The 26,580-nt window shown below is 70.9% G+C and carries 29 protein-coding genes and 1 pseudogene; 22 read left to right on the top strand and 8 right to left on the bottom strand.

Going from position 1 to position 26,580, the window contains the following annotated elements; translation table 11 throughout:
* Positions 1–83: 83 nt before the first annotated feature.
* The 4 genes and pseudogenes from ADL15_RS31380 (at position 84) to ADL15_RS31370 (ending at position 3,305) form a co-directional block, all read left to right on the top strand.
* Positions 84–1,712 carry a hypothetical protein gene (locus tag ADL15_RS31380; protein ID WP_067698713.1) on the top strand — a complete coding sequence of 543 codons (1,629 nt, stop codon included), beginning with the start codon at positions 84–86 and terminating at the stop codon, positions 1,710–1,712.
* Positions 1,712–2,704, top strand: coding sequence for a glycosyltransferase family 2 protein (locus ADL15_RS31375; protein WP_067698711.1), 993 nt, complete (start codon positions 1,712–1,714; stop codon positions 2,702–2,704). Before ADL15_RS31380 ends, ADL15_RS31375 begins: the two co-directional genes overlap by 1 nt.
* Positions 2,664–2,792: pseudogene (locus tag ADL15_RS57145) on the top strand (pentapeptide repeat-containing protein); the annotation flags it as partial. The gene ADL15_RS31375 and the pseudogene ADL15_RS57145, both read left to right, overlap by 41 nt.
* 84 nt (positions 2,793–2,876) lie before the next feature.
* On the top strand, positions 2,877–3,305 hold the full coding sequence (locus ADL15_RS31370) for a GtrA family protein (protein WP_232344563.1): 429 nt from the start codon (positions 2,877–2,879) through the stop codon (positions 3,303–3,305).
* A 1,337-nt stretch (positions 3,306–4,642) separates the two neighbouring features.
* Here the strand turns inward: ADL15_RS31370 and ADL15_RS31365 are convergent.
* The gene (locus ADL15_RS31365; RefSeq protein WP_067698707.1) at positions 4,643–5,905 is read right to left on the bottom strand and encodes a nucleotide sugar dehydrogenase; all 1,263 of its coding nucleotides are present in this window, start codon (positions 5,903–5,905) and stop codon (positions 4,643–4,645) included.
* Between the two features lie 28 nt (positions 5,906–5,933).
* The gene (locus tag ADL15_RS31360) at positions 5,934–7,700 is read right to left on the bottom strand and encodes a stealth family protein (protein ID WP_083971975.1); all 1,767 of its coding nucleotides are present in this window, start codon (positions 7,698–7,700) and stop codon (positions 5,934–5,936) included.
* A 231-nt stretch (positions 7,701–7,931) separates the two neighbouring features.
* On the opposite strand from ADL15_RS31360, the gene ADL15_RS31355 reads away from it, so the two are divergent.
* The 4 genes from ADL15_RS31355 to ADL15_RS31340 all read left to right on the top strand — a co-directional run bounded on the left by ADL15_RS31355 (position 7,932) and on the right by ADL15_RS31340 (position 11,520).
* A complete protein-coding gene (locus tag ADL15_RS31355) occupies positions 7,932–8,159 on the top strand; it encodes a hypothetical protein (protein ID WP_067698703.1) in 228 nt (75 codons plus the stop codon).
* A gap of 64 nt (positions 8,160–8,223) precedes the next feature.
* Entirely contained in the window at positions 8,224–9,771 is a 1,548-nt protein-coding gene (ffh, locus tag ADL15_RS31350; protein ID WP_067698701.1) for a signal recognition particle protein, read from the top strand.
* 66 nt (positions 9,772–9,837) lie between these two features.
* Entirely contained in the window at positions 9,838–10,425 is a 588-nt protein-coding gene (locus ADL15_RS31345) for a Uma2 family endonuclease (protein WP_067698750.1), read from the top strand.
* Positions 10,426–10,443: 18 nt separating this feature from the next.
* Positions 10,444–11,520: an amidohydrolase family protein gene (locus ADL15_RS31340; protein ID WP_067698699.1), complete on the top strand. Its 1,077-nt coding sequence runs from the start codon at positions 10,444–10,446 to the stop codon at positions 11,518–11,520.
* A gap of 7 nt (positions 11,521–11,527) precedes the next feature.
* Here ADL15_RS31340 and ADL15_RS31335 read toward each other — a convergent pair whose 3' ends face one another.
* Positions 11,528–12,976, bottom strand: coding sequence for an outer membrane protein assembly factor BamB family protein (locus ADL15_RS31335; protein ID WP_067698697.1), 1,449 nt, complete (start codon positions 12,974–12,976; stop codon positions 11,528–11,530).
* On the bottom strand, positions 12,966–13,451 hold the full coding sequence (locus ADL15_RS31330) for a SigE family RNA polymerase sigma factor (protein WP_067698695.1): 486 nt from the start codon (positions 13,449–13,451) through the stop codon (positions 12,966–12,968). The genes ADL15_RS31335 and ADL15_RS31330 overlap by 11 nt, the downstream gene beginning before the upstream one ends.
* 83 nt (positions 13,452–13,534) lie before the next feature.
* Here ADL15_RS31330 and proS point away from each other — a divergent pair, with 83 nt between their 5' ends.
* The 13 genes from proS to ADL15_RS31265 all read left to right on the top strand — a co-directional run bounded on the left by proS (position 13,535) and on the right by ADL15_RS31265 (position 22,306).
* Positions 13,535–14,941 carry a proline--tRNA ligase gene (gene proS / locus ADL15_RS31325; protein WP_067698693.1) on the top strand — a complete coding sequence of 469 codons (1,407 nt, stop codon included), beginning with the start codon at positions 13,535–13,537 and terminating at the stop codon, positions 14,939–14,941.
* Between the two features lie 2 nt (positions 14,942–14,943).
* On the top strand, positions 14,944–15,591 hold the full coding sequence (locus tag ADL15_RS31320; protein WP_067698691.1) for a DUF402 domain-containing protein: 648 nt from the start codon (positions 14,944–14,946) through the stop codon (positions 15,589–15,591).
* Between the two features lie 173 nt (positions 15,592–15,764).
* Positions 15,765–16,325: a 30S ribosomal protein S16 gene (gene rpsP / locus ADL15_RS31315; RefSeq protein WP_067698689.1), complete on the top strand. Its 561-nt coding sequence runs from the start codon at positions 15,765–15,767 to the stop codon at positions 16,323–16,325.
* Positions 16,303–16,560: an RNA-binding protein gene (locus tag ADL15_RS31310; protein WP_067698687.1), complete on the top strand. Its 258-nt coding sequence runs from the start codon at positions 16,303–16,305 to the stop codon at positions 16,558–16,560. Before rpsP ends, ADL15_RS31310 begins: the two co-directional genes overlap by 23 nt.
* A 5-nt stretch (positions 16,561–16,565) precedes the next feature.
* Positions 16,566–17,135, top strand: a complete 570-nt coding sequence (rimM, locus tag ADL15_RS31305; RefSeq protein ID WP_067698685.1) for a ribosome maturation factor RimM — start codon at positions 16,566–16,568, stop codon at positions 17,133–17,135.
* Positions 17,132–17,896, top strand: coding sequence for a tRNA (guanosine(37)-N1)-methyltransferase TrmD (trmD, locus tag ADL15_RS31300; RefSeq protein ID WP_067698683.1), 765 nt, complete (start codon positions 17,132–17,134; stop codon positions 17,894–17,896). Before rimM ends, trmD begins: the two co-directional genes overlap by 4 nt.
* A gap of 119 nt (positions 17,897–18,015) precedes the next feature.
* Positions 18,016–18,372: a 50S ribosomal protein L19 gene (gene rplS / locus ADL15_RS31295; protein ID WP_067698680.1), complete on the top strand. Its 357-nt coding sequence runs from the start codon at positions 18,016–18,018 to the stop codon at positions 18,370–18,372.
* A gap of 156 nt (positions 18,373–18,528) precedes the next feature.
* Positions 18,529–19,419 (top strand): signal peptidase I, encoded by an 891-nt coding sequence (gene lepB / locus ADL15_RS31290; RefSeq protein ID WP_067698678.1) that lies wholly within the window; start codon positions 18,529–18,531, stop codon positions 19,417–19,419.
* Complete coding sequence (lepB, locus tag ADL15_RS31285) at positions 19,416–20,078, top strand: signal peptidase I (protein WP_067698676.1); 663 nt, start codon at positions 19,416–19,418, stop codon at positions 20,076–20,078. The genes lepB (ADL15_RS31290) and lepB (ADL15_RS31285) overlap by 4 nt, the downstream gene beginning before the upstream one ends.
* Before the next feature lie 55 nt (positions 20,079–20,133).
* Positions 20,134–20,598, top strand: a complete 465-nt coding sequence (locus ADL15_RS31280; protein ID WP_232344561.1) for an NUDIX hydrolase — start codon at positions 20,134–20,136, stop codon at positions 20,596–20,598.
* Complete coding sequence (locus ADL15_RS31275; RefSeq protein ID WP_067698674.1) at positions 20,598–21,443, top strand: ribonuclease HII; 846 nt, start codon at positions 20,598–20,600, stop codon at positions 21,441–21,443. The genes ADL15_RS31280 and ADL15_RS31275 overlap by 1 nt, the downstream gene beginning before the upstream one ends.
* Entirely contained in the window at positions 21,440–21,763 is a 324-nt protein-coding gene (locus tag ADL15_RS31270) for a DUF2469 domain-containing protein (protein WP_067698673.1), read from the top strand. The genes ADL15_RS31275 and ADL15_RS31270 overlap by 4 nt, the downstream gene beginning before the upstream one ends.
* Positions 21,764–21,838: 75 nt before the next feature.
* The gene (locus tag ADL15_RS31265; protein ID WP_067698671.1) at positions 21,839–22,306 is read left to right on the top strand and encodes a murein hydrolase activator EnvC family protein; all 468 of its coding nucleotides are present in this window, start codon (positions 21,839–21,841) and stop codon (positions 22,304–22,306) included.
* Here ADL15_RS31265 and ADL15_RS31260 read toward each other — a convergent pair.
* The 4 genes from ADL15_RS31260 to ADL15_RS31245 all read right to left on the bottom strand — a co-directional run bounded on the left by ADL15_RS31260 (position 22,271) and on the right by ADL15_RS31245 (position 25,825).
* Positions 22,271–23,461 carry an aminotransferase class V-fold PLP-dependent enzyme gene (locus ADL15_RS31260; RefSeq protein ID WP_067698668.1) on the bottom strand — a complete coding sequence of 397 codons (1,191 nt, stop codon included), beginning with the start codon at positions 23,459–23,461 and terminating at the stop codon, positions 22,271–22,273. The two genes, ADL15_RS31265 and ADL15_RS31260, sit on opposite strands and share 36 nt — an antisense overlap.
* Positions 23,462–23,530: 69 nt before the next feature.
* The gene (locus ADL15_RS31255; protein ID WP_232344559.1) at positions 23,531–24,790 is read right to left on the bottom strand and encodes a tyrosine recombinase XerC; all 1,260 of its coding nucleotides are present in this window, start codon (positions 24,788–24,790) and stop codon (positions 23,531–23,533) included.
* A 111-nt stretch (positions 24,791–24,901) separates the two neighbouring features.
* Positions 24,902–25,306, bottom strand: coding sequence for a winged helix-turn-helix domain-containing protein (locus ADL15_RS31250; RefSeq protein WP_067698664.1), 405 nt, complete (start codon positions 25,304–25,306; stop codon positions 24,902–24,904).
* A gap of 258 nt (positions 25,307–25,564) precedes the next feature.
* Positions 25,565–25,825 (bottom strand): hypothetical protein, encoded by a 261-nt coding sequence (locus tag ADL15_RS31245; protein ID WP_198171094.1) that lies wholly within the window; start codon positions 25,823–25,825, stop codon positions 25,565–25,567.
* A 99-nt stretch (positions 25,826–25,924) separates the two neighbouring features.
* On the opposite strand from ADL15_RS31245, the gene ADL15_RS31240 reads away from it, so the two are divergent.
* Positions 25,925–26,128 (top strand): hypothetical protein, encoded by a 204-nt coding sequence (locus tag ADL15_RS31240; RefSeq protein WP_067698662.1) that lies wholly within the window; start codon positions 25,925–25,927, stop codon positions 26,126–26,128.
* Positions 26,129–26,580 lie beyond the last annotated feature (452 nt).

The raw sequence follows: 26,580 nt of genomic DNA, 5'->3' as shown, positions 1-26,580 counted from the left end.
CCCTCTAACGCGCCGCCCCGGGCACAGGTGTCGGCCTGTCGTCCGTGTCGCATCCTCGCCACCGGGCCGTCGTTGCGTCTGGTGTGACAGCCGAGACGTCGATCGCCACCCCCCGGCCGGACGCCGGCGCCGGGCCGCGTCCCACGCTCGCCGCGAGCCCGTCCTGGCGGCCGGTGTGGCGGGGCATCGTGCTGCGCGCCGCCCTGGTCCCGCTGATCGTGATGTCCCCGCTGGTCGCGGTCGCCCCCAGCGCCGACCACCGGTTCAACGTGTACGCCAACGGCGCCCGCTACCTGTTCCGCCCGTGGGAGCTGTTCGGCGAGGCGATCCGGTCCGTCCCGCAATACCTGAACCTGGGCAACTTCCGCCCGCTCGGCCGGATGGTGGAGTGGGCGCTGGACGCCGTCACGTTCGGGCTCGTCGACCTGTTCGGGCTGCCGGCCAACGTCGCGCTGCGGCTGGTCTCGTTCGCCACCGCGATCCTGCTGACCCTGGCCACGCTGGTGCTGGCCGAGTGCGTGGTGTCCCGCGGCCGCCCGTTCGCCGGGCCGCCGTCGCTGATCACCGCGGTGCTGCCGTTCGCGCTCGGCGGTGGGTTCGTGGCGGCCGGCCGGACCAGCACCACGGTCCTCTTCGGCGGCCTCTACTTCCTGACCGCCGCGATGGTGCTGCTGGTCGCCGCGCTCGCCGCCCGGACGGTCGGCCGGATCCGGCTCGGCACCCGGCTCGGCGTGCTCGCCGTGCTGCTCGGCGCGGTGCTTGCCGCCTTCAACGAGATGGCCTACCTGGCCCTGCCGCTGGCCACCGCCGCCGCGGTGATCCGGGCCCGCACCGTGCTCGGGCTGACCTGGCGGGAGACGTTCCGGGGTGCCGGGGCCCGCTTCACCGGGCTGCTCTGGGCCGGGTTCCTGCCGGTGGCGGTGCCGGTCCGGGCCCTGATCGCGGACAAGTGCGCGGACGGGAGCTGCTACTCCGGTTCGGACGTGGCACCGGCCGGCGCGCTCGGTGCGATGCCCAACCGGCTGACCTCGTGGCTGCCCCCGCTGATGTGGCAGCGCGCCACCGAAGGCCCGTACGGCCACACCCTCGGCCCGGCCCTGCTGCTCGCGCTGCTGGTGCTGCTCCTGCTGGTCCGCCGGTTCTGGGTCGACCTGCCCCGCTGCGACACCCCGGACCGGCGGCAGGCCTGGGCACTCGCCGGCATCGGGCTGTCCGCGCTGATCCTGGCCGCAGGCATGGGCGCGCTCAACGAGCAGGTGCAGCGGCTCGCCACGGCCGGCTGGTGGGGGCTGGGCTGGCGGGACAGCGCGCTGGCCGGGGCCGGGGGCGCGCTGCTCACCGTGGCGGTGCTGACCGGAGTGTTCGCCCGCGGGCACCGGAGCGCTCGGGGGCACCGGATCGGGGTGCTCACCGGCGTACTCATGCTGGTGTTGATCGCAGCGGTCTCGACCTCGGCGAACCGTGACTTCCGGGCGGCCGGCGCGTCGGAGAAAGCTGCCTACCTGCACGATCGGGTGGCGCAGGAGGTCGTCGACTTCGACCGGTCCGCGGCCGGCGACGCCCGCCGCTGCACGCTGCGCGACCAGTTCCGCGCGACGCTGCCGCCCGCCCGCCGGTCCGGCTATCCGCCCGAGATGCGGCGCTTCGACCAGGCCGTCGACACGGCCGCCGGGAAACTGGCCGGCCGACCCTTCTGTACGGAGGCGCCGTGATGATCTCTGTGGTCGCTCCTGTCTACAACGAGGGCGCCGGCGTCGACCGGTTCCTCCGCCGGATGGACGAGGTGCTCGCCGGCTACGAGTACGAGCTGATCCTGGTCGACGACGGCTCCCGCGACGACTCGTGGAACCGGATCGCCGCCTGCGCGGTCCTCGACCCGCGGATCCACGGGGTGCGGCTCTCCCGCAACTTCGGCAAGGAAGCCGCCCTGCTGGCCGGGCTGGAACACGCCACCGGCGACGCCACCGTGGTGATCGACGCCGACCTGCAGCACCCGCCGTCCGCGATCCCCGAGATGATCCGCCGCTGGCGGTCCGGCGCCCAGGTGGTCGAGGCAGTCAAACGCAACCGCACCGGCCAGTCCCTGAGCAGCCGGCTCGGCGCCCGGGTCTTCAACGGCGCGTTCACCCGCCTCACCCAGGTCGACCTGGTCGACGCCACCGACTTCCGGCTGCTCGGCCGCCCCGCGCTGGACGCGCTGCTCCGGATGCCCGAACACTCGTCGTTCTTCCGCGGCACCAGCAGCTGGATCGGCTTCACCCGGGAGACCGTCGAGATCGACATCGACCACCGGGAGGGCGGCACGTCCCGGTGGACCGCCCGCTCGCTGTTCCGCCTGGCGGTCAACGGCCTGACCTCGTTCACCTCGGCACCGCTGCACCTGGTCACCGGCGTCGGTCTGACCTTCGCCGCGTTCTCGCTGGTGCTGGGCGTGCAGACCCTGGTCCGCTGGATGCAGGGCCACTCGGTGGCCGGCTTCCCCACGGTCATCCTGCTGCTGCTGATCACCGGCACGTTCGTGCTGCTGGGCCTCGGCGTGATCGGCGAATACCTGGCCAGGATCCACGAGGAGGTCCGGGGCCGCCCCCGCTACCTGATCCAGGAACACGCCGGCGGCCACCGGGTCACGGAGACGACCGGCCCGAGGCGGCTACGGTCACTCGATGTCCCTGAACAGTGGACCGAACATGCCGACCACCACTGACCCCACCGGAGCACTGCCCTCCCGCGCGGTCTTGTCCCGGGCGGTCTTGTCCCGGGCGGTCTTGTCTCGCGCGGTCTTGTCCCGCGCGGTCTTGGCCCGCGCGGTGTCTGATCTTGGGCGTTTGCCCGGCGGCGTGGCCCGATTCTTTGCCGCTGTGCTGCGGCGCCCGAAAGTGGCACGGCTGGTCCGATATGCCCTGAGCGGCGGAGCCAGCGCACTCACCCATTTCGCCATAGGCCTGGTCGGGGTACACCTGCTCCACCTCCGCCCGGTACTCGCCTCCACGGCCGGCTTCCTCGCCAGCATCGCGGTCTCCTACCTGCTGCAACGCGCCTGGGTCTTCCGCTCCACCGCCGGCCACGCCCTGGCCGGCGCGAAGTTCCTGACCGTCACCGCGGTCGCCTTCACCATCAACACCGCAGTCCTCTGGACCGGCACGGAACTCCTCTCCACCCCCTACCCGATCGTCCAGCCGATCGCCCTCACCCTGATCCCGCTGATCAACTACTCCCTCAACTCCCGCTGGACCTTCGCCACCCCCACCCGGCCCACTCCCGGTGGACCGCAGACTGGCGCCGACCCGAGCCTGCCCACTCCTTGACCGGCCCCCGCTCCCGGTCGACCGCTGGCGGTGGCCCAGCCTGCCATCCCACGCCCGGTTGATCGCTGGCGTCGGCCCGGCAGGCCCTCCCGCTCCCGGTAGATCGCAGGCTGGCGCCGGCTCGGACCTGCCCGCTCCTTGACCGGCCGCGCTTCCGGTGGATCGCTGGCTGGTGCTGGCTAGCCAGGCGGGGGGAGCCGTCGGGTCCCGGTCCGCCGCGCCACTCGCGATCTCCGCTGGTCACGGCGGTCCCACAAGGTGAGCGTCCGGTCCCGGCAATCGGTCAGATCCGCCCCGCTGTGCTCCGCGCCACCCTCCAACACGACGCAGCCCCCGCACCGTCTCACCCCGCCGCAACGACAGCGCGCGTCGAGCGACCTCGGCTGGCCCTCAGGGGTGCCTCAAGGCCCTCGACACACCCCTGAGGGCCAGCCGCACGGCCCTGGCTGGCGCGCAGGGGTGTCTCAAGGCCGTCGAGACACCCCTGAGCGCCAGCCGTACAGGCTCGGCTGGCGCTGAGGGCCCAACCGCGGGCCCGGCTGGCGCTGATGGTCGCCTCAAGGCCGCCGACACGGCCGTCAGCACCAGCCGCACGGCCCCGGCTGGTGCCCATGGCTGCCTCAAGCCCGTCGATACAGCCGTGAGTGCCAGCCGCACGGGCTCGGCTGGTGCTGAGGGTTGCCTCGAGGCCGTTGATACAGCCCTGAGCACCAGCCGGTCGGCTCGGGCTGGCGCACAGGGGTGTCTCAAGGCTGCTGAGGCACCGCTGAGGCCCAGCCGAGCTCGCTCGGCTGGGCCTGGTGGTCGTTATGGTGGGCGCGATAGGGCCGTGAGGGCCAGCCGGGCCGGGACCGGACCAGCTGCCGGGATGGAGCGCCTACCTTGTGGGACGGCCGTGCCCAGCGGTGACCGGGGCGGCGTGCCGGACCGTGACACAACAGCGCCCCCGCCTGGCTAGCCAGCCTCAGCCATCGCCGACCCGCCACGTCCCGGATCTCCGGGACCACGGACGACCGGTCACGTTCCGGATCTCCGGGACCACGGAGGACCGGTCACGTTCCGGAGATCCGGGACCACCGACGACCGGCCACGCACTGGAGCCCCGGACGTGCCGGAAGCCCCGGACGTGCCGGAAGCCCCGGACGTGCCGGAAGCCCCGGACGTGCCGAAAGCCCCGGACGTGCCGGAGGTGGCGGCGGCGTGGAAGCAGGGGCCGGGACCACCTGCACCGCCCCGGCGCGCGCGGTGTCGGTCGGGAGCACGGACTGCCTCGCGGGCGCCGCCACGGGACTTCGCTGGTGCGGTTGGGGAGGGGCAGCCCGTACCGAAAAGGGAAATCAGAGGCGGTGAGCTTCGCGGATCGTGGTGGCGCCGCGGGTGTCGAAGAAGCGTTTGGCGAGCCTGGCCAGGTGGTCGACGTCGTATTCGCGGTGATTCTGGACCAGGATGACCAGGTCGGCGGAGGTGACCGCGCCCTCCAGGTCGTCGGTGCGGGAGACCGGTACGCCGCCGACGTCCCAGGTCTGCACGTGCGGGTCGTGGTAGGCGACCGTGGCGCCCAGGGCGGTGAGCTGCCGGGCCAGCGGGGTGGCCGGTGACTCGCGCTGGTCGGCGATGTTGGCTTTGTAGGTGATGCCGAGCAGCAGCACGGTCGCGCCGCGGACCGCCTGGCCGTCCGCGTTGAGCAGGTTCTGGGCGCGACGGGCGACGTAGGCCGGCATCGTCGCGTTGATCTCCTGGGCCAGCTCGACGAAGCGGAACGGGTAGCCGAGCTTGCTGCGCACGTTGTGCGAGAGGTAGTTCGGGTCGATCGGGATGCAGTGGCCGCCGACGCCCGGGCCGGGGTAGAACGCCTGGAAGCCGAACGGTTTGGTGGACGCCGCGCGGATCACGTCCCAGAGGTCGATGTCGAGTTCGTGGCAGAACCGGGCCATCTCGTTGACCAGCGCGATGTTGACGTGCCGGTACGTGTTCTCGAGCAGTTTCGCGGTCTCCGCCTCGCGGGTGCCGCGGGCCCGCACGACGGTCTCGACGAACCGGCCGTAGAACTCGGCGGCGGCCGTGGTGCAGTCCGCGGTGTAGCCGCCGACCACCTTCGGGGTGTTGTGCGCGCCGTAGACCGGGTTGCCGGGGTCGATCCGCTCCGGGGAGAACGCCAGCTTGAAGTCGATCCCGGCGGTCAGCCCGGAGAGCTGCTCGAGCAGCGGCCGGACCACGTCGTCGGTGGTGCCCGGGTAGGTGGTCGACTCCAGCACGACGAGCATGTCGGGGCGCAGGTTGCGGCCCACCGACCCGGTCGCGCCGGTGACCGCCCGCAGGTCCGGGCCGTCGCCCTCGGAGAGCGGGGTGGGCACGCAGATCACCGCGGTGCGCGCCTGGGCGATCTCGGTCTCGTCGCAGGTGGGCCGGAAGCCGCCGGCCAGCATCGCGGCGATGTCGTCGTCGCTGAGGTCGTCGACGTGCGACCGGCCGTCGGCGAGCGACTTGACCACGGTCTCGTCCACGTCGAAGCCGAGCACCGACAGGCCGGCCCGGATCGCCTGCTGGGCCAGCGGCAGTCCGACATACCCCAGGCCGAGGATGACCACGTCGTAACTCAAGGGAGTCTCCTTGCGTGTAGCGGATGGGTTAGGCGACCGGGGGGAGTGCGACCTCGCCGACCGGCCGGCGGGGACCGGCGGGCAGGCGGGAAAGGGCGGCCAGCGCGGCCGGCGACGCCGTGGCGCCGCGCGGCCGGCGCAGCTCGAAGGGGGAGGGGAACGGCAGGTACGCCGGCAGGAAGTCGGCCAGCAGGGCCTCCTGCTCGGCCCGGGTGGCGTGCCCGTCGTCGACGTCGTTGAGGCAGAACGCGTCCACGTTCCGCGAGCGCAGCAGCCGGGCCAGCCGGTACGGGGTGACCGGGTCGGCCAGGTCGGTGTACCGGTAGCGGATCTCCCCGGGGGTGGCCTGTCCGGTCAGGTACGCGTAGTACTGCTGCAGCGAGGAGAGCATCGACACGTCGTCCGGGTGCCGGAACTGGTGTTCCGCGGTGCTGCGTACCTGCTCGGCGAACCGTTCCTCGATCTCCCGGAGCACGCTGCGCCGGGACGGGTGCGGGGTGTGCATCATCTTGCGGGTCAGCACCCGGCCGAACGTCTCCCTGATCAGCCGCCGGTTGTTCTTCGCCGCCGAGTCGGCCGGCCGGTCGCCGGGCCCGCGCGGCGCCGGGTCGACCAGTGACGCGGACGGGAAGAACTTGGTCAGCCCGCCGGGGGTGAAGAACATGTCCGGGGTGACCGGGCGGCCCAGGATCACGTCGTCGTTGAGGTAGAGGAAGTGCTCGGCCAGCCCCGGGATCCGGTGCAGCTTCGACTCGATCGCCTGGGAGTTGAAGGTCGGCAGCCGGCCCGCGTCGCCGAAGATCTCCCGGTGCGTGACCAGGGTCAGCCGCGGGTGGTTCAGGTTCAGCCAGGCCGGCACCTGGTCGTCGGTGACCAGGTAGACGTGGCGTACCCAGGGCGCGAAGCTGTGCAGCGCGCGCATCGAGTAACGCAGCTCGTCCCGGCTGATCCAGCGGGAGTCGTTGGCGGCCTGCCCGTTCACGTCGCCGACCCAGGCGTTCTCGGCGCGGGCCCGGTTCTTGCGCCGCTGCCAGGCCGGATCGCCGCCGTCCACCCAGGTGTAGACCACGTCGATCGGGAAGCCGATCCGGTCCGGGTCGACGGTGGTGAAGGTCCGCCGGGTCCGGTAGGCGGTGGTGTCGTCCGGCGCGCTGAACGGGCCGAACACCGGCTCCGCGGCGATCACCGAGGGCTCGCCGGCCGGGATGCTCCAGGCCACCGGGTTGGGGCGGGGCGCGACCAGGCCGCGCTCCTCGGCCCGCCAGAACTCCACCTCGCAGGCGTGTTCCGGCCCCAGGACCACGTTGCCGTCCGGGTCGGTGACCGGCCAGCAGACCGCCAGCACCCGACTCTCCCGGCCCTTCGGGCCACTCGGGCGCACCATCCCGTGGTCCCGGCGGACGATTCCGGCCAGGAGTCCGGCCACCAGGTCGCTGTCCTTTTCCGGTACGCCCACAGCAGTCTTCCCGGGGTCGACCGACGGCACCCGGAACCAGGTCACCCCGGCCAGCTCGAGGGCCTCGACGACCCGGTCCAGGTTGGCCCGGCGCACCTCGACCGGGCTGCCGGTGACGACCACGCGGGCGCCCAGCCGGCCGTGCGGGGTGCGTACCCGGATGATCCGGCCGGCCGCCGCGGCGCGGTCCCGGCGTACCGGGCCGAGCGGCATCAGCGCCCGGGCGACCCGGAGCCGTCGTTCCGGCGCGATCCGGGGCAGGACCCGGTTCTCGGCGGCCTGGAAGATCCGTCGCCGGATCGGCCAGGGCGTCTGCCGCAGAATCCGCCGCAGAGTCACGCCGTCGTCCTTTCGCCGCACGTCAGCCAACCGGCCACGCGACCCTTAACGGCGCGCCTGAGACGGAAGTTGCGGTCTATGCCCTTTAACAGTGGTATACGGCTCGATGAACCTCTTTGGGGTTTATTCCGGATCACCCACCCCTAGGGGACCGTCTCAGGGGGTCGGCCGATGCGGGGCGTTGCGTGGACCCGGCATGGTGGTAGGTAGTCGAGACCTGGAGGAACGGTTATGGGCAAGGCAGTGATGTACCTGCTCGCGGTGATCGGCGGCGTGGTCGTGGTGAGCTGGGTGGCCCACCTGCTGTTCGGCGCGTTCTTCTACCTGATCGTGGCGGCGCTGGTGGTCGGCGGCGGCCTCTGGCTGTACGGCCGGATCAAGCGCGAGATCGCCCCGGGCACCCGCACTCAGCGGCGCATCGAGGCGGCGACGAAGACGTACCGGATGCGGAACCGGTGAGCGTCGTCCGCTACGGCTAGGCTTGCGGCGACGCCATCACTAACGACCAACGGGAAGTCGCACTGTGTTTGACACCCTGAGTGACCGCCTGTCCGGGATCTTCACCAAGCTCCGCGGCAAGGGCAAGCTCACCGATGCCGACATCGACGCCACCGCTCGCGAGATCCGTCTCGCGCTGCTGGAGGCCGACGTTGCGCTGCCGGTGGTCAAGGCGTTCATCGCCAACCTGAAGGAGCGGGCGCGCGGCGCCGAGGTCTCCCAGGCGCTCAACCCGGCCCAGCAGATCATCAAGATCGTGCACGAAGAGCTGATCACCGTGCTCGGCGGCGAGGGGCGGCGGCTGACGTTCGCCAAGCAGCCGCCGACCGTGATCATGCTGGCCGGCCTGCAGGGCGCTGGCAAGACCACGCTGGCCGGCAAGCTGTCCCGCTGGCTCAAGGGCCAGGGCCACCAGCCGCTGCTGGTCGCCGCCGACCTGCAGCGACCGAACGCGGTCAACCAGCTGCAGGTGGTCGGCACCCGGGCCGGTGTCGACGTCTACGCGCCGGAGCCCGGCAGCGGCGTCGGCGACCCGGTCAAGGTCGCCCGCGACTCGATCGAGCACGCCAAGCGCACCGCCAAGGACATCGTCATCGTCGACACCGCCGGACGTCTCGGCATCGACGAGGACATGATGCAGCAGGCCCGCGACATCCGGGACGCGGTCAACCCGGACGAGGTCATCTTCGTCATCGACGCCATGGTCGGCCAGGACGCGGTGCAGACCGCGGAGGCCTTCCGCGACGGCGTCGGCGTCACCGGCGTGGTGCTCTCCAAGCTCGACGGTGACGCCCGCGGTGGCGCGGCGCTCTCCGTCCGGCACGTCACCGGCCAGCCGATCCTGTTCGCCTCCACCGGTGAGAAGCTCGAGGACTTCGACGTCTTCCACCCGGACCGGATGGCCAGCCGGATCCTCGGCATGGGTGACGTGCTGACCCTCATCGAGCAGGCCGAGGCGGCCTTCGATGACGATCAAAAAGAGAAGATGACCAACAAGCTGCTCGGTGGCGAGCAGTTCACGCTGGAGGACTTCCTGGACCAGCTGATCGCGGTCCGCCGGATGGGCCCGATCGCCAACATCCTCGGCATGATGCCGGGCATGGGCCAGATGAAGGACCAGCTGGCCGAGCTGGACGACAGCCACTTCGACCGGGTCACCGCGATCATCCGCTCGATGACGCCGAAGGAGCGCACCGAGCCGAAAATCATCAACGCGTCCCGCCGGCTGCGCATCGCGAACGGCTCGGGCGTGACGGTGATGGACGTGAACCAGCTGCTCAACAGGTTCACCGACGCGCAGAAGATGATGAAGCAGATGAGCGGCATGATGGGCCTGCCGGGCGGTCGCCGCAGCGCCACGAAGTCCTCGAAGAACAAGCGCAAGGGCAAGAACAACCGGCCGCGTGGCGGCGGGATGCCGGCCGGGCTGCCCGGTGGTTTCCCGGGCGGGATGCCGCAGCTGCCGCCGGGGATGGACCCGGGCGCGCTGGCCGGTGGCGGGATGCCGCCGGGCTTCAAGCTGCCGAAACTCGACTTCAACAAGCTGAACAAGCCGAAGGGCAAGGACAGCTGAGGTTGGCATGGCGCTAGTAGTCGCGGGGCAAGTAGCATGAGTGTCGATCCCCATGAGGAGGACACTGTGACTGCTGCCCTGCGACTGCCTGACAAGCAGGACTGGACCGTCGACGACTTGAAACTCCTTCCGCCGGATCTTCGCTATGAGTTGATCGACGGAAGGCTGATTTTGCCGTCCCTTACTCCTTTCCATCAGATTCTTTGCGTCCGCCTTACGACCGCGCTCGAAGAGAACTGCCCGGAGGGCTTTTCGGCAGCGCCTGACTGCTCGCTGGAGGTGAACCACCGCAACGAGCCTCGTCCGGACGTTGTGGTGATGCACGACAGTGTCCTGATGCGCAGCCCGGCGCCGATCGAGCGAGCGATCCTCGCGGTTGAAATCGTTTCGCCGAGTTCCCATTCGCGGGACACGATCGCCAAGGTGCGTGTCTATTCCGAGGCGGGCATCGGCTCCTATCTGGTGGTCGACCCGGTGAGCTTCGATCACGGCATCGTGCTGACTGAGTTCCGCGCCAGTGAGCGTGGCGACTACGAGATCATCACGAGCACCAGCCAGGTCTTCGAGACCGAGGTGCCATACCCGATCAAGATCGATCTGCTGGCGCTGACCAGGCTGCGCGACAAGTACCTGACTGCGCGGAAAGAGTCGTGATCCGGTAGGACTGTTCCCATGGCGTTGCATGTGCGTGGGACTGTCCTGCCCGACGGCGAGGTCCGGGATCTGTGGCTGGTCGGGGACCGGGTCACCTTCGAGCCGGTGGCCGAGGCCGAGACGATCAGCGACGGCGGGTGGATCGTGCCGGGACTCGTCGACGCGCACTGCCACCTCGGGATCGCGTACGGCGCCAAGCCCATCACCTCCCTCGACCAGGCGCGCGACCTCGCCCACACCGACCGGGACGCCGGGGTGCTGGCGCTGCGGGACGCCGGCTCGCCGTACCCGTACCCCGAACTTGATGACGAACCCGGAGTGCCCCGCCTCGCCCGCGCCGGGCGGCACGTCGCGGCCCCGCGCCGCTATCTGCGGGACATCGGCGTGGAGGTGGCCGCCGAGGAGGTCGCGGCCGCGGTGACCGCGCAGGCCAAGGCGGGCACCGGCTGGGTGAAGCTGATCGGCGACTGGATCGACCGGGAGGTCGGTGACCTGGCCCCGAGCTGGGACGCGGCGACCATGACGGCGGCGGTCGAGGCGGCGCACGCGGCCGGCGCGCGGGCCGCGGTGCACACGTTCTCCGAGGAGGGCGTGGAGGTCATGGTCAAGGCCGGGGTCGACTCGGTGGAGCACGGCACCGGCCTGTCCCTGGAGCTGATCGACGAGATGGCCCGGCGGGGCACCGCCCTGGTGCCCACGATGATCAACATCCGGACGTTCGGGAAGATCGCCGAGCAGGCCCGGGACAAGTTCGCCGGGTACGCCGACCACATGATCGCCCTGCGGGACAACTTCCCCGAGGTGGTGCTCGCCGCGCACGAGGCCGGCGTGCCGATCTACGTGGGCACCGACGCGGGCGGCGGGATCCGGCACGGGCTGGCCGCCGAGGAGATGCTCTACCTGCACGAGGCCGGCATCCCGGCCGTCGACGTGCTGGCCGCCGCGTCCTGGCGGGCCCGGGAGTGGCTGGGCTTCCCGGGCCTGGTCGAGGGCGGGCTGGCCGACCTGGTGGTCTACGACGCCGACCCGCGCAAGGACCTGCGGGTGGTGCGGGCGCCCCGCCGGATCGTGCTGCGGGGCGCCGTCATCAAGTGAACCGCCCTTAGCGGACGAACCGCGACACGGTGAGCTGGGTGCCGGACCGGCAGGCCAGGAACTCGCTCGTCCACGTGCACCCGCCGAAATCCTTGTCGGGCAGCTCGCCGAGCACGGTCTGCCGCCCGTCCGCGGCCGCGATCACCAGGAGCTGGTAGACGTTCTTCACCGGGTCCTTGAGCACCCACAGCAGGTTGTCGTCGTCGATCCACTCGGCGCCGCTGCCGGAGTACTCCGAGCGGTGGTCGTAGAGCGTCCGGCCGTCCGCGTCGAGCAGGGTGGTGCCGTTCGTGCCGCCGAGCAGGATCCGGCCGCGGCGGGACCCGAGGGGGAACGAGAACCGGGTGGGACGCACGGACCAGAGGATCCGCCCGTCCGCCATGTTGATCGCCTTGATCGACTCGTTCTTGCCGGGCGGTAGCGCACCTTCCTCGGCGTCGACGCAGAGCCGGCCGGTCCCGCACGCGAAGACCGTGCGCAGGGTTCCGCTCGCGGCCGCGTAGAGCGTCCGGGCCGGCCCGCCGGCCGCGTCGACGGCCAGGACCCGGAACGGCTCGCTGCTGCGGTCGGTCTTGTCACCGATGACGACGGTGCCCTGGTACGCGACGAAGTCGGTGATCACCTTCGGTCGGACCGGCGTCGCCACCGACGTCACCACCTTTCCGGTACGCATGTCCCGGAGCAGCACCGCACCACCGAGCGTGATCTGCGCGAGCTGGCCGTCCGAGGCGTGGATCCGGCGGCCGTAGTCCTCCATCGGGTCCGGGCCGGTGAGCATGCCGACCGAGTGCCGGGGCCGGTCCGCCGGGGAGGCGGGCGGGACGGACCAGACCTTGCGTCCGGTGACCGCGTCGTACCCCTCGGACAGGCCGGCCTCGTTGACCCGGACCAGCATGCCGGCCCCGATCACCACGTCGCCGTTGGGCGCGTCCGGGACGGTCCAGCGTTCCGCGCCGGTCGCCGGGTCGCGGACGCTCAGCGTGGCGCCGTCGGCGATCAGCAGGGTGTCGCCGACCGCGATCGGCCCGTTCGTCTCGGCCCCTTTGATCTTCCCGGCGCTCCACAGCTTGGCGCCGGTCGTCCCGTCGACCGCGATCACCTCGGTGCTGTTGCCGACGTTGCCCGAGCCGAAGTAGAGCCGGTCACCGGCGGTGACGGCGTTGCTGAAGATGCCGTCGCCGGTCGACCCGAAGACGGTCAGCGGCGTACCGATCGGGGCGAGCCCGCGCACGCTGGTGCTCACCGGCAGGATCGGCTCCGGGGCGCGGTCGCGCCGCAGCGTCGCGGCGCCCAGACCCGCCACGACCAGCAGCGTCGCGGCGGCCACCGCGACGACGGCCCGGTTCCGCCGGCGGCGGCGCTCGCCGAGCCGCCGGGCCACCGAGACCTCCGGGAGGGAGAGCGCGTCGGCCTGACGGCCCAGCTCGGTGAACAGTTCGTCCAGATCAATGGACACGGCGAGCTCCCTCCAGCGAGCCGAGGGTCACCGCGAGCGCGGCGCGGCCCCGGGACAGCCAGGACTTGACGGTGCCGGGCGAGGCACCGGTCTCGGTGGCTATCTCTGCGATCGAACGGTCCAGCAGGTAGTGCAGGGCCAGCGCCCGCCGATGCGCGTCCGGCAGCTCCCGCATCGCGCGGACCAGCAGCACCACGTCCTCGGACGGTGCCGGTACCGGTCCGGGTGGCGGTTCGGCGGCGGCCCGCGCCCGGCGGACACCGAGCCGCCGCCACCGGTCCGCGGACAACCGGGTCACCACCAGCCGCAGCCACGCCTCCGGGTCGTCGTACCCGGCGAGCCGGCGCCGGCGCTGCCAGGCCCGGGCGTACGCCTCCTGGACCAGGTCCTGCGCCTCACCCGGATCACCGGTCAGTCCGTAGGCGTACCGCAACAGCCGCCGGGAGGTGTCCCGGTAGAAGCCGTCGAAATCCATCCGTCACCCCGTCCTTCTCCGATGAGGGACACGGGATGCCCACCCGGCCGGTTGCACTCGGGACGCGACTAGGATGCTGCCTCATGGCTCGTGTGCTCACTCCCCGTGCGGAGGATTTTCCCCGCTGGTACCAGGACCTCATCGCCAAGGCGCAACTCGCCGACAACGGCCCGGTGCGCGGCACGATGGTGATCCGGCCGGTCGGCTACGCGATCTGGGAGCGCATGCAGGCCGACATGGACGCCCGGATCAAGGAACAGGGCGTCCAGAACGCGTACTTCCCGCTCTTCATCCCGGAGAGCTACCTGCGCCGTGAGGCCGACCACGTGGAGGGCTTCTCGCCGGAGCTGGCCGTGGTCACCCACGCCGGCGGCAAGGAGCTCGCCGAGCCGCTGGTGGTCCGTCCGACCAGCGAGACCGTGATCGGCGAGTTCATGGCCAAGTGGGTCGACTCGTACCGGGACCTGCCGCTGCTGCTGAACCAGTGGGCCAACGTGGTGCGCTGGGAGCTGCGTCCGCGCACGTTCCTGCGGACCACCGAGTTCCTCTGGCAGGAGGGGCACACCGCGCACGCCACCGAGCAGGACGCCCGGGACCACGCGCGCGACATCCACCACAACGTGTACCAGTCGTTCATGGAGGACGTGCTGGCCATCCCGGTGGTGCCCGGCCGCAAGACCAAGGGCGAGCGGTTCGCCGGTGCGACCAACACGATGACCGTCGAGGCCATGATGGGCGACGGCAAGGCGCTGCAGATGGGCACCTCGCACGAGCTCGGGCAGAATTTCGCCAAGGCGTTCGACATCACGTATTCCTCCGCCGAGCGCACCGTCGAGCACGCCTGGACCACGTCCTGGGGCACCTCGACCCGGATGCTCGGTGGCCTGATCATGGTGCACGGCGACGACAACGGCCTGCGGCTGCCGCCGCGGCTCGCGCCGATCCAGGTGCAGATCATGGTGGTCAAGGCGGGCGAGGGCGTCACGGAGGCTGCCACTCAGCTCCGCGACGAGCTCAAAACCGCAGGTGTACGCGTGAAGCTCGACGAACGCTCGGACATCCCGTTCGGTCGCCGGGCGGTCGACGCCGAGCTGCAGGGCATCCCGATCCGCGTGGAGGTCGGCCCCCGCGACCTGGCCAACGGCAACGCCGTGGTGGCCCGCCGGGTGGACGGCACGAAGTCGCCGATCGCGCTGGCCGAGGTGACGAACGCGGTGGTGGCCGCGCTCAAGGCCGACCAGCAGCGGATGTACGACGACGCGCTGGCCTTCCGCGCCGAGCGCACCGTCGAGGTGAAGACGCTGGGTGAGGCGATCGAGGCGTCGCAGACCGGCTGGGCCCGGGTGCCGTGGTCGGTGGTCGGCGAGGCCGGCGAGAAGGAAGCCAACGGCAAGGCCGTCACGGTGCGCTGCCTGGTCCGCGAGGACGGCACGATGCCGGAGTCGGACGAGGAGCCGGACCTGATCGCCTACCTGGGCCGCTCGTACTGATCGTGCCCTTCGACACCGGCCGGCCGGTCCTCTACCGGAACTTCTCGGGGGACCGGCTGGTCACCGTCCGGCTCTGCCGGGTGATCGCCGACGACGACCGTGGGCTGCTGATCTGGCTGGCCCGCGGTGCCGCCGTGACGGTCGACGTCGCCGTGGACGGCCGTGGCGTGCGGGACATGCCGTTCGCCGAGTGGGCGACGACTCCGCGCGAGCTGGTTCCGTCCACCTGGTCCGGCCCGGGTGTGCTGAAGTTCCTCCCGCCCGGCGCCGACCACTCGGTGTGGTTCTTCCGCACCGCGGAGGGCGTCTTCGACGGGTGGTACGTCAACCTCGAGGAGCACGCGGTCCGCTGGGACGACGGCGCGCTGGCCGGGGTCGACGTGATCGACCAGGACCTGGACGTGGTGATCGCGCCGGACCGCACCTGGCGGTGGAAGGACGAGGACGAGTTCGCCGAGCGGCTCGCCGCCCCGGAGCACTACTGGGTGCCCGACCCGGACGCGGTCCGGGCCGAGGGCCGCCGGGTGATCAAGCAGATCGAGGCCGGTGAGTTCCCCTTCGACGGGACCTGGACGGACTTCCGGCCGGACCCGGCCTGGCCGGTTCCCGCCTCGATGCCGGCCGGCTGGGACCGGCCCGGCGCCCGCTGACACCCGGTTGGGATTTCCGGTCTCCGGTCTGGCAGAATGGCTTGTTGGTATCCGGCATGTCGCGAGGCGCCCTCTAACCCCGCGCGACAGGCCAATCCACGAGGCATCGGTCCCGCATCCCCACGTGGGTTACCGTTCGGCTCACCCTCGCAGTCATCAGGAGCGAATTAACCGTGGCCGTCAAGATCCGGCTCCTGCGGATGGGCAAGATCCGCAACCCGCAGTACCGCATCGTCATCGCCGACTCGCGCACCAAGCGCGACGGTCGCGCGATCGAGTACATCGGCATCTACCAGCCGAAGGAACACCCCTCGGTGATCGTGGTCAAGTCCGAGCGCGTGCAGTACTGGCTGTCGGTCGGCGCCCAGCCGAGCGAGCCGGTGCAGCGCATCCTCGAGAAGACCGGCGACTGGCAGAAGTTCAAGGGCCTGCCGGCCCCGCCGCCGCTGCTGGTCAAGGAAGCCAAGCTCAGCAAGACCGAGGTGTACGAGGCTGAGGCCAAGGCCGCCGCCGGTCTGACCGAGGTCACGAAGCCGGCCGCCACGCCGAAGAAGGCGAAGGCGGAGAAGGCCGACAAGACCGAGAAGGCTGAGAAGCCGGCCGAGGCCGCCGCTGAGAAGCCGGTCGAGGCTGCTGCTGAGGCGAAGCCGGCTGAGGCTGCTGCTGAGCCGACGCGCGAGGTTGTCGCCGAGAAGGCTGAGGACCCGGCCGGTGCCGGCGCCGACGCGAGCTGACGGGGCGCTCCGGCCCGCGCTGGAGCACCTCGTCAAGGGCATCGTCGACAGCCCGGACGACGTCCGGGTTCGCCTTGTCGACTCGCGCCGCGGCAAGCGGCTCGAGGTTCGCGTGCACCCCGATGACCTGGGAACGGTCATCGGGCGCGGCGGGCGGACGGCCAAGGCGCTGCGTCAGGTGATCGGGTCGATCGGTGGGCGCGGCATCCGCGTCGACATCGTCGACGCGTACTGATCGCGATGCTCCTCGTCGTCGGCCAGATCGGTAAACCGCACGGCATCCGGGGCGAAGTCTCGGTGGTCGTGCGGACCGACGAACCCGAGGCACGCTTCACCGCCGGTTCGGTGTTCATCACGGAGGTCCCCCGGGACCGCCGGGTGAGCACCGGCCCGGCGGGCGCTGCCGCTCTCGGCGTTCCGTTCGAAGTTCCCCAGCAACTCACTCTCGAGTCGATCCGCTGGCATCAGGGCCGCGGTATCGCGGTGTTCGAGGGCATCCCCGACCGCAACGTCGCCGAGGCGATGCGCGGGGTGTACCTGAAGGTGGACAGCGCCGGGATGGCCGCGCCGGCCGACCCGGACGAGTTCCACGACCACCAGTTGGTCGGTCTGCGCGTGGTGTCGGCGGACGGTACCGAACTCGGCACGGTGGACCGGATCGACCACGCTCCGTCGTCCGATCTGATCGTGCTGAAGAAGGCCGGCGGCGGCACGGCCCTGATCCCGTTCGTCACCGCGATGGTCCCGACCGTGGACATCGCCGGCGGCCGGATCGTCGTCGACCTACCGGAAGGCCTGCTGGATCTGTGAAGGTCGACATCATCTCGATCTTTCCGGACTACTTCGCCCCGCTCGGCCTCTCACTGGTCGGCAAGGCGCGTACCACCGGGACGCTTGACCTCGCCGTGCACGACCTGCGCACGTGGACCCACGACGTGCACCGGACGGTGGACGACAGTCCGTACGGCGGGGGCCCGGGCATGGTGATGCGCCCGGAGCCGTGGGGTCAGGCCCTCGAGGCGGTGGCCGGCCCGGGCGCGACGCTCGTCGTCCCGTCCCCGGTCGGCAAGCCGTTCACCCAGGCCGACGCGTACGAACTGGCCGCCCTGGACCACCTGGTCTTCGCGTGCGGGCGGTACGAGGGCATCGACCAGCGGGTGATCGACGACGCCGCGGACCGGATGCCGGTGCGCGAGGTCTCGCTCGGCGACTACGTGCTGTTCGGTGGCGAGGTCGCGGTCATCGTCATCATGGAGGCGATCACCCGGCTACTGCCCGGTGTGCTCGGCAACGCCGACTCGCTGACCGAGGAGTCGCACGCGGCCGGCCTGCTGGAGGCCCCGGTCTACACCAAGCCCGCCGCGTGGCGCGACCGCGAGGTGCCTGACGTACTGCGCTCCGGTGACCACGGCCGGATCGCCCGCTGGCGCCGTACCGAAAGCCTGTTGCGGACCGCGGCCCGGCGGCCGGACCTGTTCGCGGCCTATCCGCCGGAGCACCTCGACAAGCAGGACCGCAAGGCTCTGGCCGAGGCCGGATTGGAGCTCCCGCCACCCGGTGTGGCAAAGTAGGGAGGTTGCCGTTTTCTCGCACACCGTGCGGGACGACGAGGATCCCTCGGATCGGTGGGGGATCAGAGTCACCCCGCGCATCGAGTTCCGATGCGCTCTAGTTATTCAAGGATGCAGCGATGAACACGCTGGATGAACTCGACGCCCAGTCGCAGCGCACCGACCTTCCGGACTTCCGCGCCGGCGACACCCTCAAGGTGTTCGCCCGGGTCGTCGAGGGTAACCGTTCCCGTGTCCAGGTCTTCCAGGGCGTGGTCATCGGTCGTCAGGGCGCCGGTCTGCGCGAGACCTTCAAGATCCGGAAGATCAGCTTCGGCGTCGGCGTCGAGCGGACCTACCCGATCAACAGCCCGGTGATCGACAAGCTCGAGGTCGTCACCCGTGGTGACGTCCGCCGCGCCAAGCTCTACTACCTGCGTGAGCTCCGTGGCAAGAAGGCCAAGATCAAGGAGCTGCGGGAGAAGCAGACGGTCTGATCTTCCGCTCCGGCAGTCGCAGGCGCGAGCGCACTAAGCTGGCGCCTGTGCCGGATGATGAACCATTCCAGTCCTACCGCTCGTAACTTCCCCTAGCCGGGAAACTCGGGCGGTAGTGCTGTATCCGGGGGCGGATCGGCCGGTAGGCGTCAGGAGATGCGAAGCGTGGATCCGATGGAAGGCTATCGACCGCCTCGACGGCGTTCGATTATGCGGCGCAAGGAGATGCCCCTCTGGCAGGAGCTGCCGCTGTTGCTCGTGGTGGCGTTCTGCCTGGCCGTACTCATCCGGACGTTCCTGGTCCAGGCCTTCTACATCCCCAGTGGGTCGATGCAGAAGACCCTGGAGCTCAAGGACCGGGTGCTGGTCAACAAGGTCGTCTACGACATGCGCGACCCGCTGCGCGGCGAGATCGTGGTGTTCCGCGGCACCGACAACTGGGCGCCCGAGGTCAGCGAGCCGGTGAGCGACGCGTTCATGTCCAAACTCGGTCGCACGATCGGCGACCTGGTCGGGGTGAGCCGTCCCGGTGAGCGGGACTTCATCAAACGGGTGATCGGCCTTCCGGGTGACAAGGTCGCCTGCTGCGACGCACAGGGCCGGATCACCGTGAACGGTGTGGCCATCGACGAGTCGTACATCGCCGAGGGCTTCAACTCCGACCTGAGCCAGCCGCCGATCGCGGGGCAGTGCACCAGCCGGAGATTCGCCGAGATCACCATCCCGGCCGGGCAGATGTTCGTGATGGGTGACCACCGGGCGGTCTCCCAGGACGCGCGATGCCAGGGTCCGGTGCCGATCGAGAACATCATCGGCCGGGCCTTCGTGATCGTCTGGCCGAGCGACCGATTCAAGAGTCTCGACGTGCCGGACGTCTGGAAACAGTTCGCCCAGGACCATCCGACGGCGGCGATCGGTCCGGCCCCGCCGGAGCCCCGGCGTGATCCGCAGGTGGCCATGGGCCTGTTCCCGTTGCTGCTGAGTGCGGCGTTGTCCGCGCGTTCCGGCATGTCGTTCGTGACTCGACGACGTAGGCTCCGAGCGTGATTGACGAGCACACCGAAAAGCGCAGCGGATCGTTCTGGCGCGAGCTGCCCATCCTGCTGGGCGTGGCGATCCTGGTCGCTGTCCTGGTCCGCGCGTTCGTGCTGCAGACGTTCTACATTCCGTCCCCCTCGATGGAACACACCCTGAACGTCTGGGACCGGGTGCTCGTCAACAAGCTCGTCTACGACTTCCGTGACCCCAAGCGCGGCGAGATCATCGTCTTTAAGGCGCCGACGGAGTGGCAGGCCGGCGCCGAGGGCGAAGACTTCATCAAGCGGGTCATCGGCACCCCTGGTGACACCGTGGAGTGCTGCGACGACCAGAACCGTCTGATCGTCAACGGCAAGCCGCTCGACGAGCCGTACATCTACACCGACGCGGACGGCAAGCGGAACGAGGTCGCGGACGAGAAGTTCAAGATCGTCGTTCCGGCCGGCCGGCTCTGGGTGATGGGTGACCACCGCGCCGAGTCGGGCGACTCGCTCGAGCACTACGAGACGAGCACGGCGGCCGACGAGGCGGGCAAGATGCTGGACTCGACCGTCACCATCGACTCGGTGGTCGGCCGGGCCTTCACCATCTTCTGGCCGGTGGGCCGGGCGACCTGGCTGACCGTGCCGGACTCGTACGACGACATTCCGGACTCCGCGTCCAAATGACCGCGGCGCCCGAGGGCGGTTCGGAAGATCCACCTCGGGCGCTTAGGCTGGTCCGGTGACCGAGTCGAACCAGCCCGTGGTGTCCCGCCGCGCCGGACGGGTGCTCCTGGTCGATCTGGCCGGGCGTGCCCTGCTGCTGCACGGCGGCGATCCGGCCCGGCCCGGCATGCACTGGTGGTTCACTCCGGGCGGCGGGCTGGAGGCCGGCGAGAGCCCGACCCAGGCGGCCGCCCGCGAGCTGTTCGAGGAGACCGGGCTCCGGGTCGATCCGGCCGAGCTGAGCGCGTCGATCCGGCACGAGCAGGCCGAGTTCTCCTACAACGGCCGGGCGTATGTGCAGACCCAGGACTTCTTCCTGTTCCGGGTCGCCGACTGGCAGGTCGACACGGCCGGGATGGACGCCGAGGAGCAGCTCACCATCACCGAGCACCGCTGGTGGTCGGCGGCCGAGATCGAGGCCAGCGACGAGCTGATCTACCCCGCCGACCTGGCCGCCCTGCTGCGGTCCCAGGAGCCCTGATGCTGTCCCCGCCGCGCACCGTGGTGCGCCGGGAGGCCGGTCTCTACGCCCTGGAGCAGGCGTTGCAGCGGCGCGGCTTCGAGCACGTGGCCGGCGCCGACGAGGCCGGTCGGGGCGCCTGCGCGGGCCCGCTGGTCGCGGCCGCGGCGATCCTGCCGGCCGGCAAGCGCGGCGAGGTGCCGGGGCTGGCCGATTCCAAGCTGCTCACCGCGGCGGCCCGGGAACGGGTCTACGCCGAGGTGGTCGACCGGGCCCTGGCCTGGTCCGTGATGATCATCCCGCCCACCGAGGTGGACGCCCGGGGCCTGCACGTCTGCAACCTGGCGGCGATGCGGCGCTCGCTCGCCCTGCTGACCGTCCGGCCGGACTACGTGCTGACCGACGGCTTCCCGGTCGACGGCCTTGGTGTGCCCGGGCTGGCGGTGTGGAAGGGCGACCGGGTGGCGGCGTGTGTCGCGGCGGCCAGCGTGCTGGCCAAGGTCACCCGGGACCGGCTGATGGTGGAACTTCACGACAAGTTCCCGGAGTACGGCTTTGCCGTACACAAAGGTTATATAACGGACGAGCACAGTTCCGCGCTGCTCAGGCACGGTCCCTGTGCCGAGCACCGGTTCTCGTACGTGAACGTGGCCGCGGCCTCGGGCCGGGGCAATGTGCCGCCCCGAGCCCGCCGCCCGGCTAATACCACGGCGGAGCCGATCCCGTCGTTGTTCGATGCATCCGTTACCGAGCCGCTGCTGCTTCCGATGGCGGCTGAGGGTACCGTCGGCGTGGCGTCGGGCGAGCAGCCTCAGCCGTCGCCGTCGGTGGGGGAAGATGAGGCCATGGAGGGCGAGACACGATGAGCGCAGAGGATCTCGAGAAGTACGAGACCGAGATGGAGCTGCAGCTCTACCGGGAGTACCGCGACATCGTCCGCCAGTTCTCCTACGTGGTGGAGACCGAGCGTCGGTTCTACCTGGCCAACCAGGTGGACCTGCACGTGCGTAACTCCGACGGCGAGGTGTATTTCGAGGTCGAGATGCACGACGCCTGGGTCTGGGACATGTACCGTCCGGCCCGGTTCGTCAAGAACGTGCGGGTGATGACGTTCAAGGACGTGAACGTCGAGGAGCTGGAGAAGCCGGACATCTCGTTGCCGGAGGACGGTGGCTTCGGCGGATAACCCGCCTTCTGCACAGGAGGCGGTTGTCCACAGGTCGGGTCGCCGGCCGGCTGACGGCTGGCCAGACTCGCCCGCATGTACTTCTTCTGGGCATTTTTTCTGGGCGTCAGCCCGGTCCCCTGGTCGTGGCCGGTGACTCCGCCCGCGGTGGTGCGGCGGTTCGAGGCCCCGCCGCAGCCGTGGCTGGCCGGGCACCGCGGGGTCGACCTGGCCGCGCCGGCCGGATCGGTGGTCCGGTCCGCCGGCGCCGGCATCGTGGTCCACGCGCGGGTGCTCGCCGGGCGCGGGGTGGTCAGCGTGGCGCACGTGGGCGGGTTGCGGCTCACCTACGAGCCGGTTACACCCGCCGTCGCGCCCGGTGACGTGCTGGCCGCCGGTGATCCGCTGGGCACGCTCGACGCGGGCCACCCGGGTTGCCCGGTGCGGGCCTGCCTGCACTGGGGCGTGCGCACCGGCGAGGGTTATCTCGACCCGCTCGTCCTGCTCGGCCTCGGCCGGGTCCGCCTGCTACCCGTGTTGCCAACCGTTGAGCAGCGCGGGTAGCCGCTCGGCCAGCCGGTCGTACTCCTCGGGGCGGTTGTAGATCTGCGCGCTCAGCCGGAGCAGGCCGCGCCCGCCCCACGCGTTCACCGCGGTCTCCACGCCCAGCTTGTCGGCGATGTGCTGGCGCAGCGCGTGTGCCTCGGGGTAGGTGGTGGCCAGGCCGGCCGGCAACGGGACGATCCGCATCGAAACCCCGGGTCCGCCGGGCTGCGGGAGGTCCGCCGGTCCCAGACCGAGGGCTTCGCCGACAACCCTTTGTCCGTACGACACCAGCGCCGCGTTGTGCTCCCGGATCGCGTCGAGCCCGATCGTGCGCATGGCGTAGACGCCGGCCGGGGCGGCCAGCCAGGCCGTGTAGTCGAGCGTCCCCTGGAACTCGACCGACAGCGGGAAGCCCTGATCCTGCTCCCAGGACACGATCAGCGGCTCGATCCGCCGCCGCCACTCGGGGGACACCGCCAGCACCGATGTGCCGCGGGGCGCCCACGCCCACTTGTGCAGGTTGCCCACCCAGAAGTCGGCACCGATCGCGGACACGTCCACCGGCAGCATCCCGGGCACGTGCGCGGCGTCCACCATCACCGGGATGTCCAGGTCACGGGCCGCGGCGGTGATCTGATCCACCGGGAACAGGGTGGCGGTGGCCGACGTCAGCTGGTCGACGATCAGCAGCCGGGTACGCCCGGGCCGCAGCGCTGCCCGGACCCGGGCGACGACCTCCGCGCTCGGTGCGCCCAGTGGCAGCGCGACCGTCCGCGCGGTGGCTCCGGTGCGGCGGCACTCCCGGCGTACCGCCATCGCGACCGCGCCGTAGGCGTGATCGGTCAGCAGCACCTCGTCGGACCGGCCCAGCCCGGCCGACTGCAGCACCAGGCTGACCACCGAGGTGGTGTTCCCGGTCAGCGCGGAGCCCTCCGGGTCGGCGCCGAGGAACTCGGCCAGGTGCCGTCGGGTGTGGACGATCCGATCCAGCAGCCCGTCGCCGAAGAACCGCATCGGGTTCGCCTCGGTCTCGTCGCGTAGCCGCTGCTGGGCGCGCTGCACGCTGATCGGCACCGCGCCGAACGACCCGTGGTTGAGATAGGACACCGCCGGGTCCAGCGAGAACAGGAGCCGGGCGCCGGGAATCGGGCGGGGCGGGGCTGCGGCGCTCATGGTCAGGATCGTACGTGCCCGGCGCCTGACCTCGTCCCGGACTCGGCCCGCTTCCGGCGCAGGCCCTGCTCAGGCTCGTGGATGGGCCTGTTCGAACGCGGCCCGGAGCCGCTCGGTGGAGACCTGGGTGTAGATCTGGGTGCTCGCCAGCGAACTGTGGCCGAGCAGCTCCTGGACGGCCCGCAGGTCGGCGCCGCCGTCCAGCAGGTGGGTGGCGGCGGAGTGCCGCAGATCGTGCGGCTTGGTGTGCGGCAGCCCGGCCGCTCGCGCCGCGGCGGCGACGATCCGGCGCACGACGGTGGGTTGCAGCCGCCCACCCTTGAACCCGAGGAACAGCGCGTCACCGTCCCCCTTGCCCTTCTTCCCTCTCGTCCTCCGGCCACCGCTCATCCCTTGCTGGTGCGACATGGCCTGCCCGCCGGTGATCGCTTGCCCGCCGGTCATTGCCTGTCCGCCGGTGATTGCTTGCCCGCTGGACATTGCCTGCCCGCCGGTCATCAGTTGCCCGCTGGCTATCGCTGGTCGGCCGAGGGTGAGCCAGGCGGCGAGGGCGTCGCGGGCCGGGTGACCGTAGGGGACGGCACGCTCCTTGCCGCCCTTGCCGAAGACCCGGACCACCTGGCGACCGTGGTCGACATCGGCCTGGTCGAGGCCACAGAGCTCGCTGACCCGAATACCGGTGGCATAGAGCATCTCCAGAACAGCCCGGTCCCGGAGCACAGCGGCGTCCCCATCAGCTCCGCCGTCCCCGGCCTCGCTTGCTCCGGTGTTGCCTGCTCTGGCGGGGATTTTTCCGGCCCGGTCGCTTCCGGTTTTGTCTTTTTCGGCGGCTGACGATCCGCTGGGTGCGGCCGGCTTTCGGCCCGTGGTGGCGGCCCGGCCGGAACCGGGGGCGGTGACCAGGGCGGCGGCCTGGTCGGCGCGCAGCACGTGCGGGAGGTCGCGGTGGCCGCGCGGGCTGGCCAGCCCGGCGCCCGGATCGCCGGGGGAGAGGCCGACCCGGTGCGCCCATCCGGTGAAGGTGCGGACCGCTGCGGCCCGGCGAGCCTGCGACGTCCGCGCGGAGCCCTCCTCGAGCCGCGCCGCGAGCCACCCGCGCAGCACCGCGATGTCGAGCTCGTCGACGGACGGAACGCCCTGGTCAGCGGCGTGCGTCAGGAGCGAGACGACGTCACCGAGATAGGCGCGGACGGTGTGCTCGGAACGCCCCTCCACCACGGCCAGGTGATGTCCGAACCGGTCCACCGCCTCGCGCAGCCCGGGCGGAAGCGCCTCGTGCTGCTCCCGCACACTCTTGCGCCGCTGCGGCCGCCGCCGATAGACATCCACGGCGTCCAGTGTGCCGCGATTCCTGTCGTACCCCGCCCCTAGCGTGGACCCATGGCGCGCCGCTCGAAGTCGCTTCCGGAGCCGGCCCGCCCGGCCCGCGACGGTCGCGGGTCAGGGGCGGGCGAGCTGCACGCGGTCTGCGGGGTGCACCGTCTCGGCACCGTCCGCCGCGGTCACCACCAGCACCGGCACACCCTCGGCGAGCCGGTGCTTGCGTCGCTCGGCGTCAGTCGGCATCCGGGCGCCGACCCGCTCGCCCCGGCCCAGTGTCACGGTCTGCACCGCCTCCGGCACCCGTACGAAAGTCCCTCGTGGCCGATCCACCGTGACCAGACCTTCGGTCCGCAGTTGCCCGATCGCCTGCCGCACCGTGGTGCGGCTGATCCCATAATCCTGAGCCAACCGCAGCTCACTGGGCAGCGGCTCACCCGGCCCCAGCTCACCGGAGGCGATGCTGTTCCGCAGCAAATCAGCAAGCTGCCGGAAGACCGCACGGTCCGCCGAGTGATCGATCATGGCAACTATTTTACGCAACCACAATGTGCCGTCACGTTGTACCTACAGGCCAATCTAACTACAATAAACCCGTCGCCCCGAGAAGGCCCCGCCGGACCGGGCGACAGGGCGGGCGGCGGCTTTGCCAGGCCGGTCGAAAGACTGCTGGGCGCGGCCGTCGCCCGTTCCCCACACATGCGCCCCAGGCCCACTCCCCTCGGCCCCTCGCGCTCCGGCTGCCTCTTGCTGTGGCCCTGACCGCCTACGCCGCTGTTCTTTTCATGGGGACGGTGGGTGGGTTTGGACCCAGGAGAGGAACCGCTCGTACAGGTTCATCGGCGGTGTCTTGCCCTCGATGGTCAAGTCGTCGAGGGCCTCGTACATCTGCGCGGACAGGTAGATCCGCAGCAACGATGGGAAGGCGCGGTATTCGTGCATCAGCGTGGCGCGGGCCGTGGAGCACGGCCAGGGTGTGCCGCAGACGCGGCAGGTCCAGTCCGGCCGGTCGTGCAGGTGTTCGGTCTCTTGTGTGGTGGTCAACGGTGCCCCCGAAATCCGACCAGGGCCGTCACGCCCGGGCCCGGCCCGGCGGGCCCGCTGCGCGACGGTGTTCCCCAACAGCTCGTTTCCTTTCAAGGCGTGGTGGTCACCCGCGAGCCGGGCGCCACCGGCATCGGCGGCGCGCCGTTCGATCCGGTCTCAGTGGTGGTCGCGGCGCCGATGCGCGTGATGCGTGAACGGTTCGTTGCCGGCCGCCCGCAGCTGCTGCCCGGGCGTCAGATTCCCGGCTCGCCCCACGTTGTCGTCCGGATTCCTCGGCCGCGGAACCGTGGCCCGTCCTGAGCCAGACCCCGGCGGCGCAGGAACGGGCGGCTCCGGTCGCCCGGGAAAGGGCGGCTCCGGCGCCGCGTGATGAGCTGGCCCCAGCTGCTCATGGCCAGAAGGTCCGCGCTGTCCCGGAATCGGTGGTCTCGGTGCGGGAGCCGGTGGTGTCAGTCGTGCGTGATCGGTCGGTCGTGGCTGCTCATAGCCGGACGGCCCGTGCTGTCTCGGAGCCGGTGGTGGGGGAATGGTCTCTCCCGACTGATCGGAACCGGACAGTCGGTGGTGCTCCAGAATCGGTGGTGCAGGTGACTCGGGGCTGGTCGGCACCCGCTGCTCGGAACCGGACCGTCCGCGCTGGCTTGGGACCGGCGGAGTCGGTGGCGCGGGGACGGGCGGCCTGGGCGGTGCGGGAGCAGCTGGCCTGGGCGGTGCGGGGATGGGCGGGGCCGGCTGGCCGGGAGTGGGCGGTG

Origin of the sequence: Actinoplanes awajinensis subsp. mycoplanecinus, from assembly GCF_001509495.1 — a bacterium.
Classification (GTDB): domain Bacteria; phylum Actinomycetota; class Actinomycetes; order Mycobacteriales; family Micromonosporaceae; genus Actinoplanes; species Actinoplanes palleronii.
The sequence above is the reverse complement of the archived record's forward strand: the minus strand, read 5'-3'. Positions and strand labels throughout refer to the sequence as shown.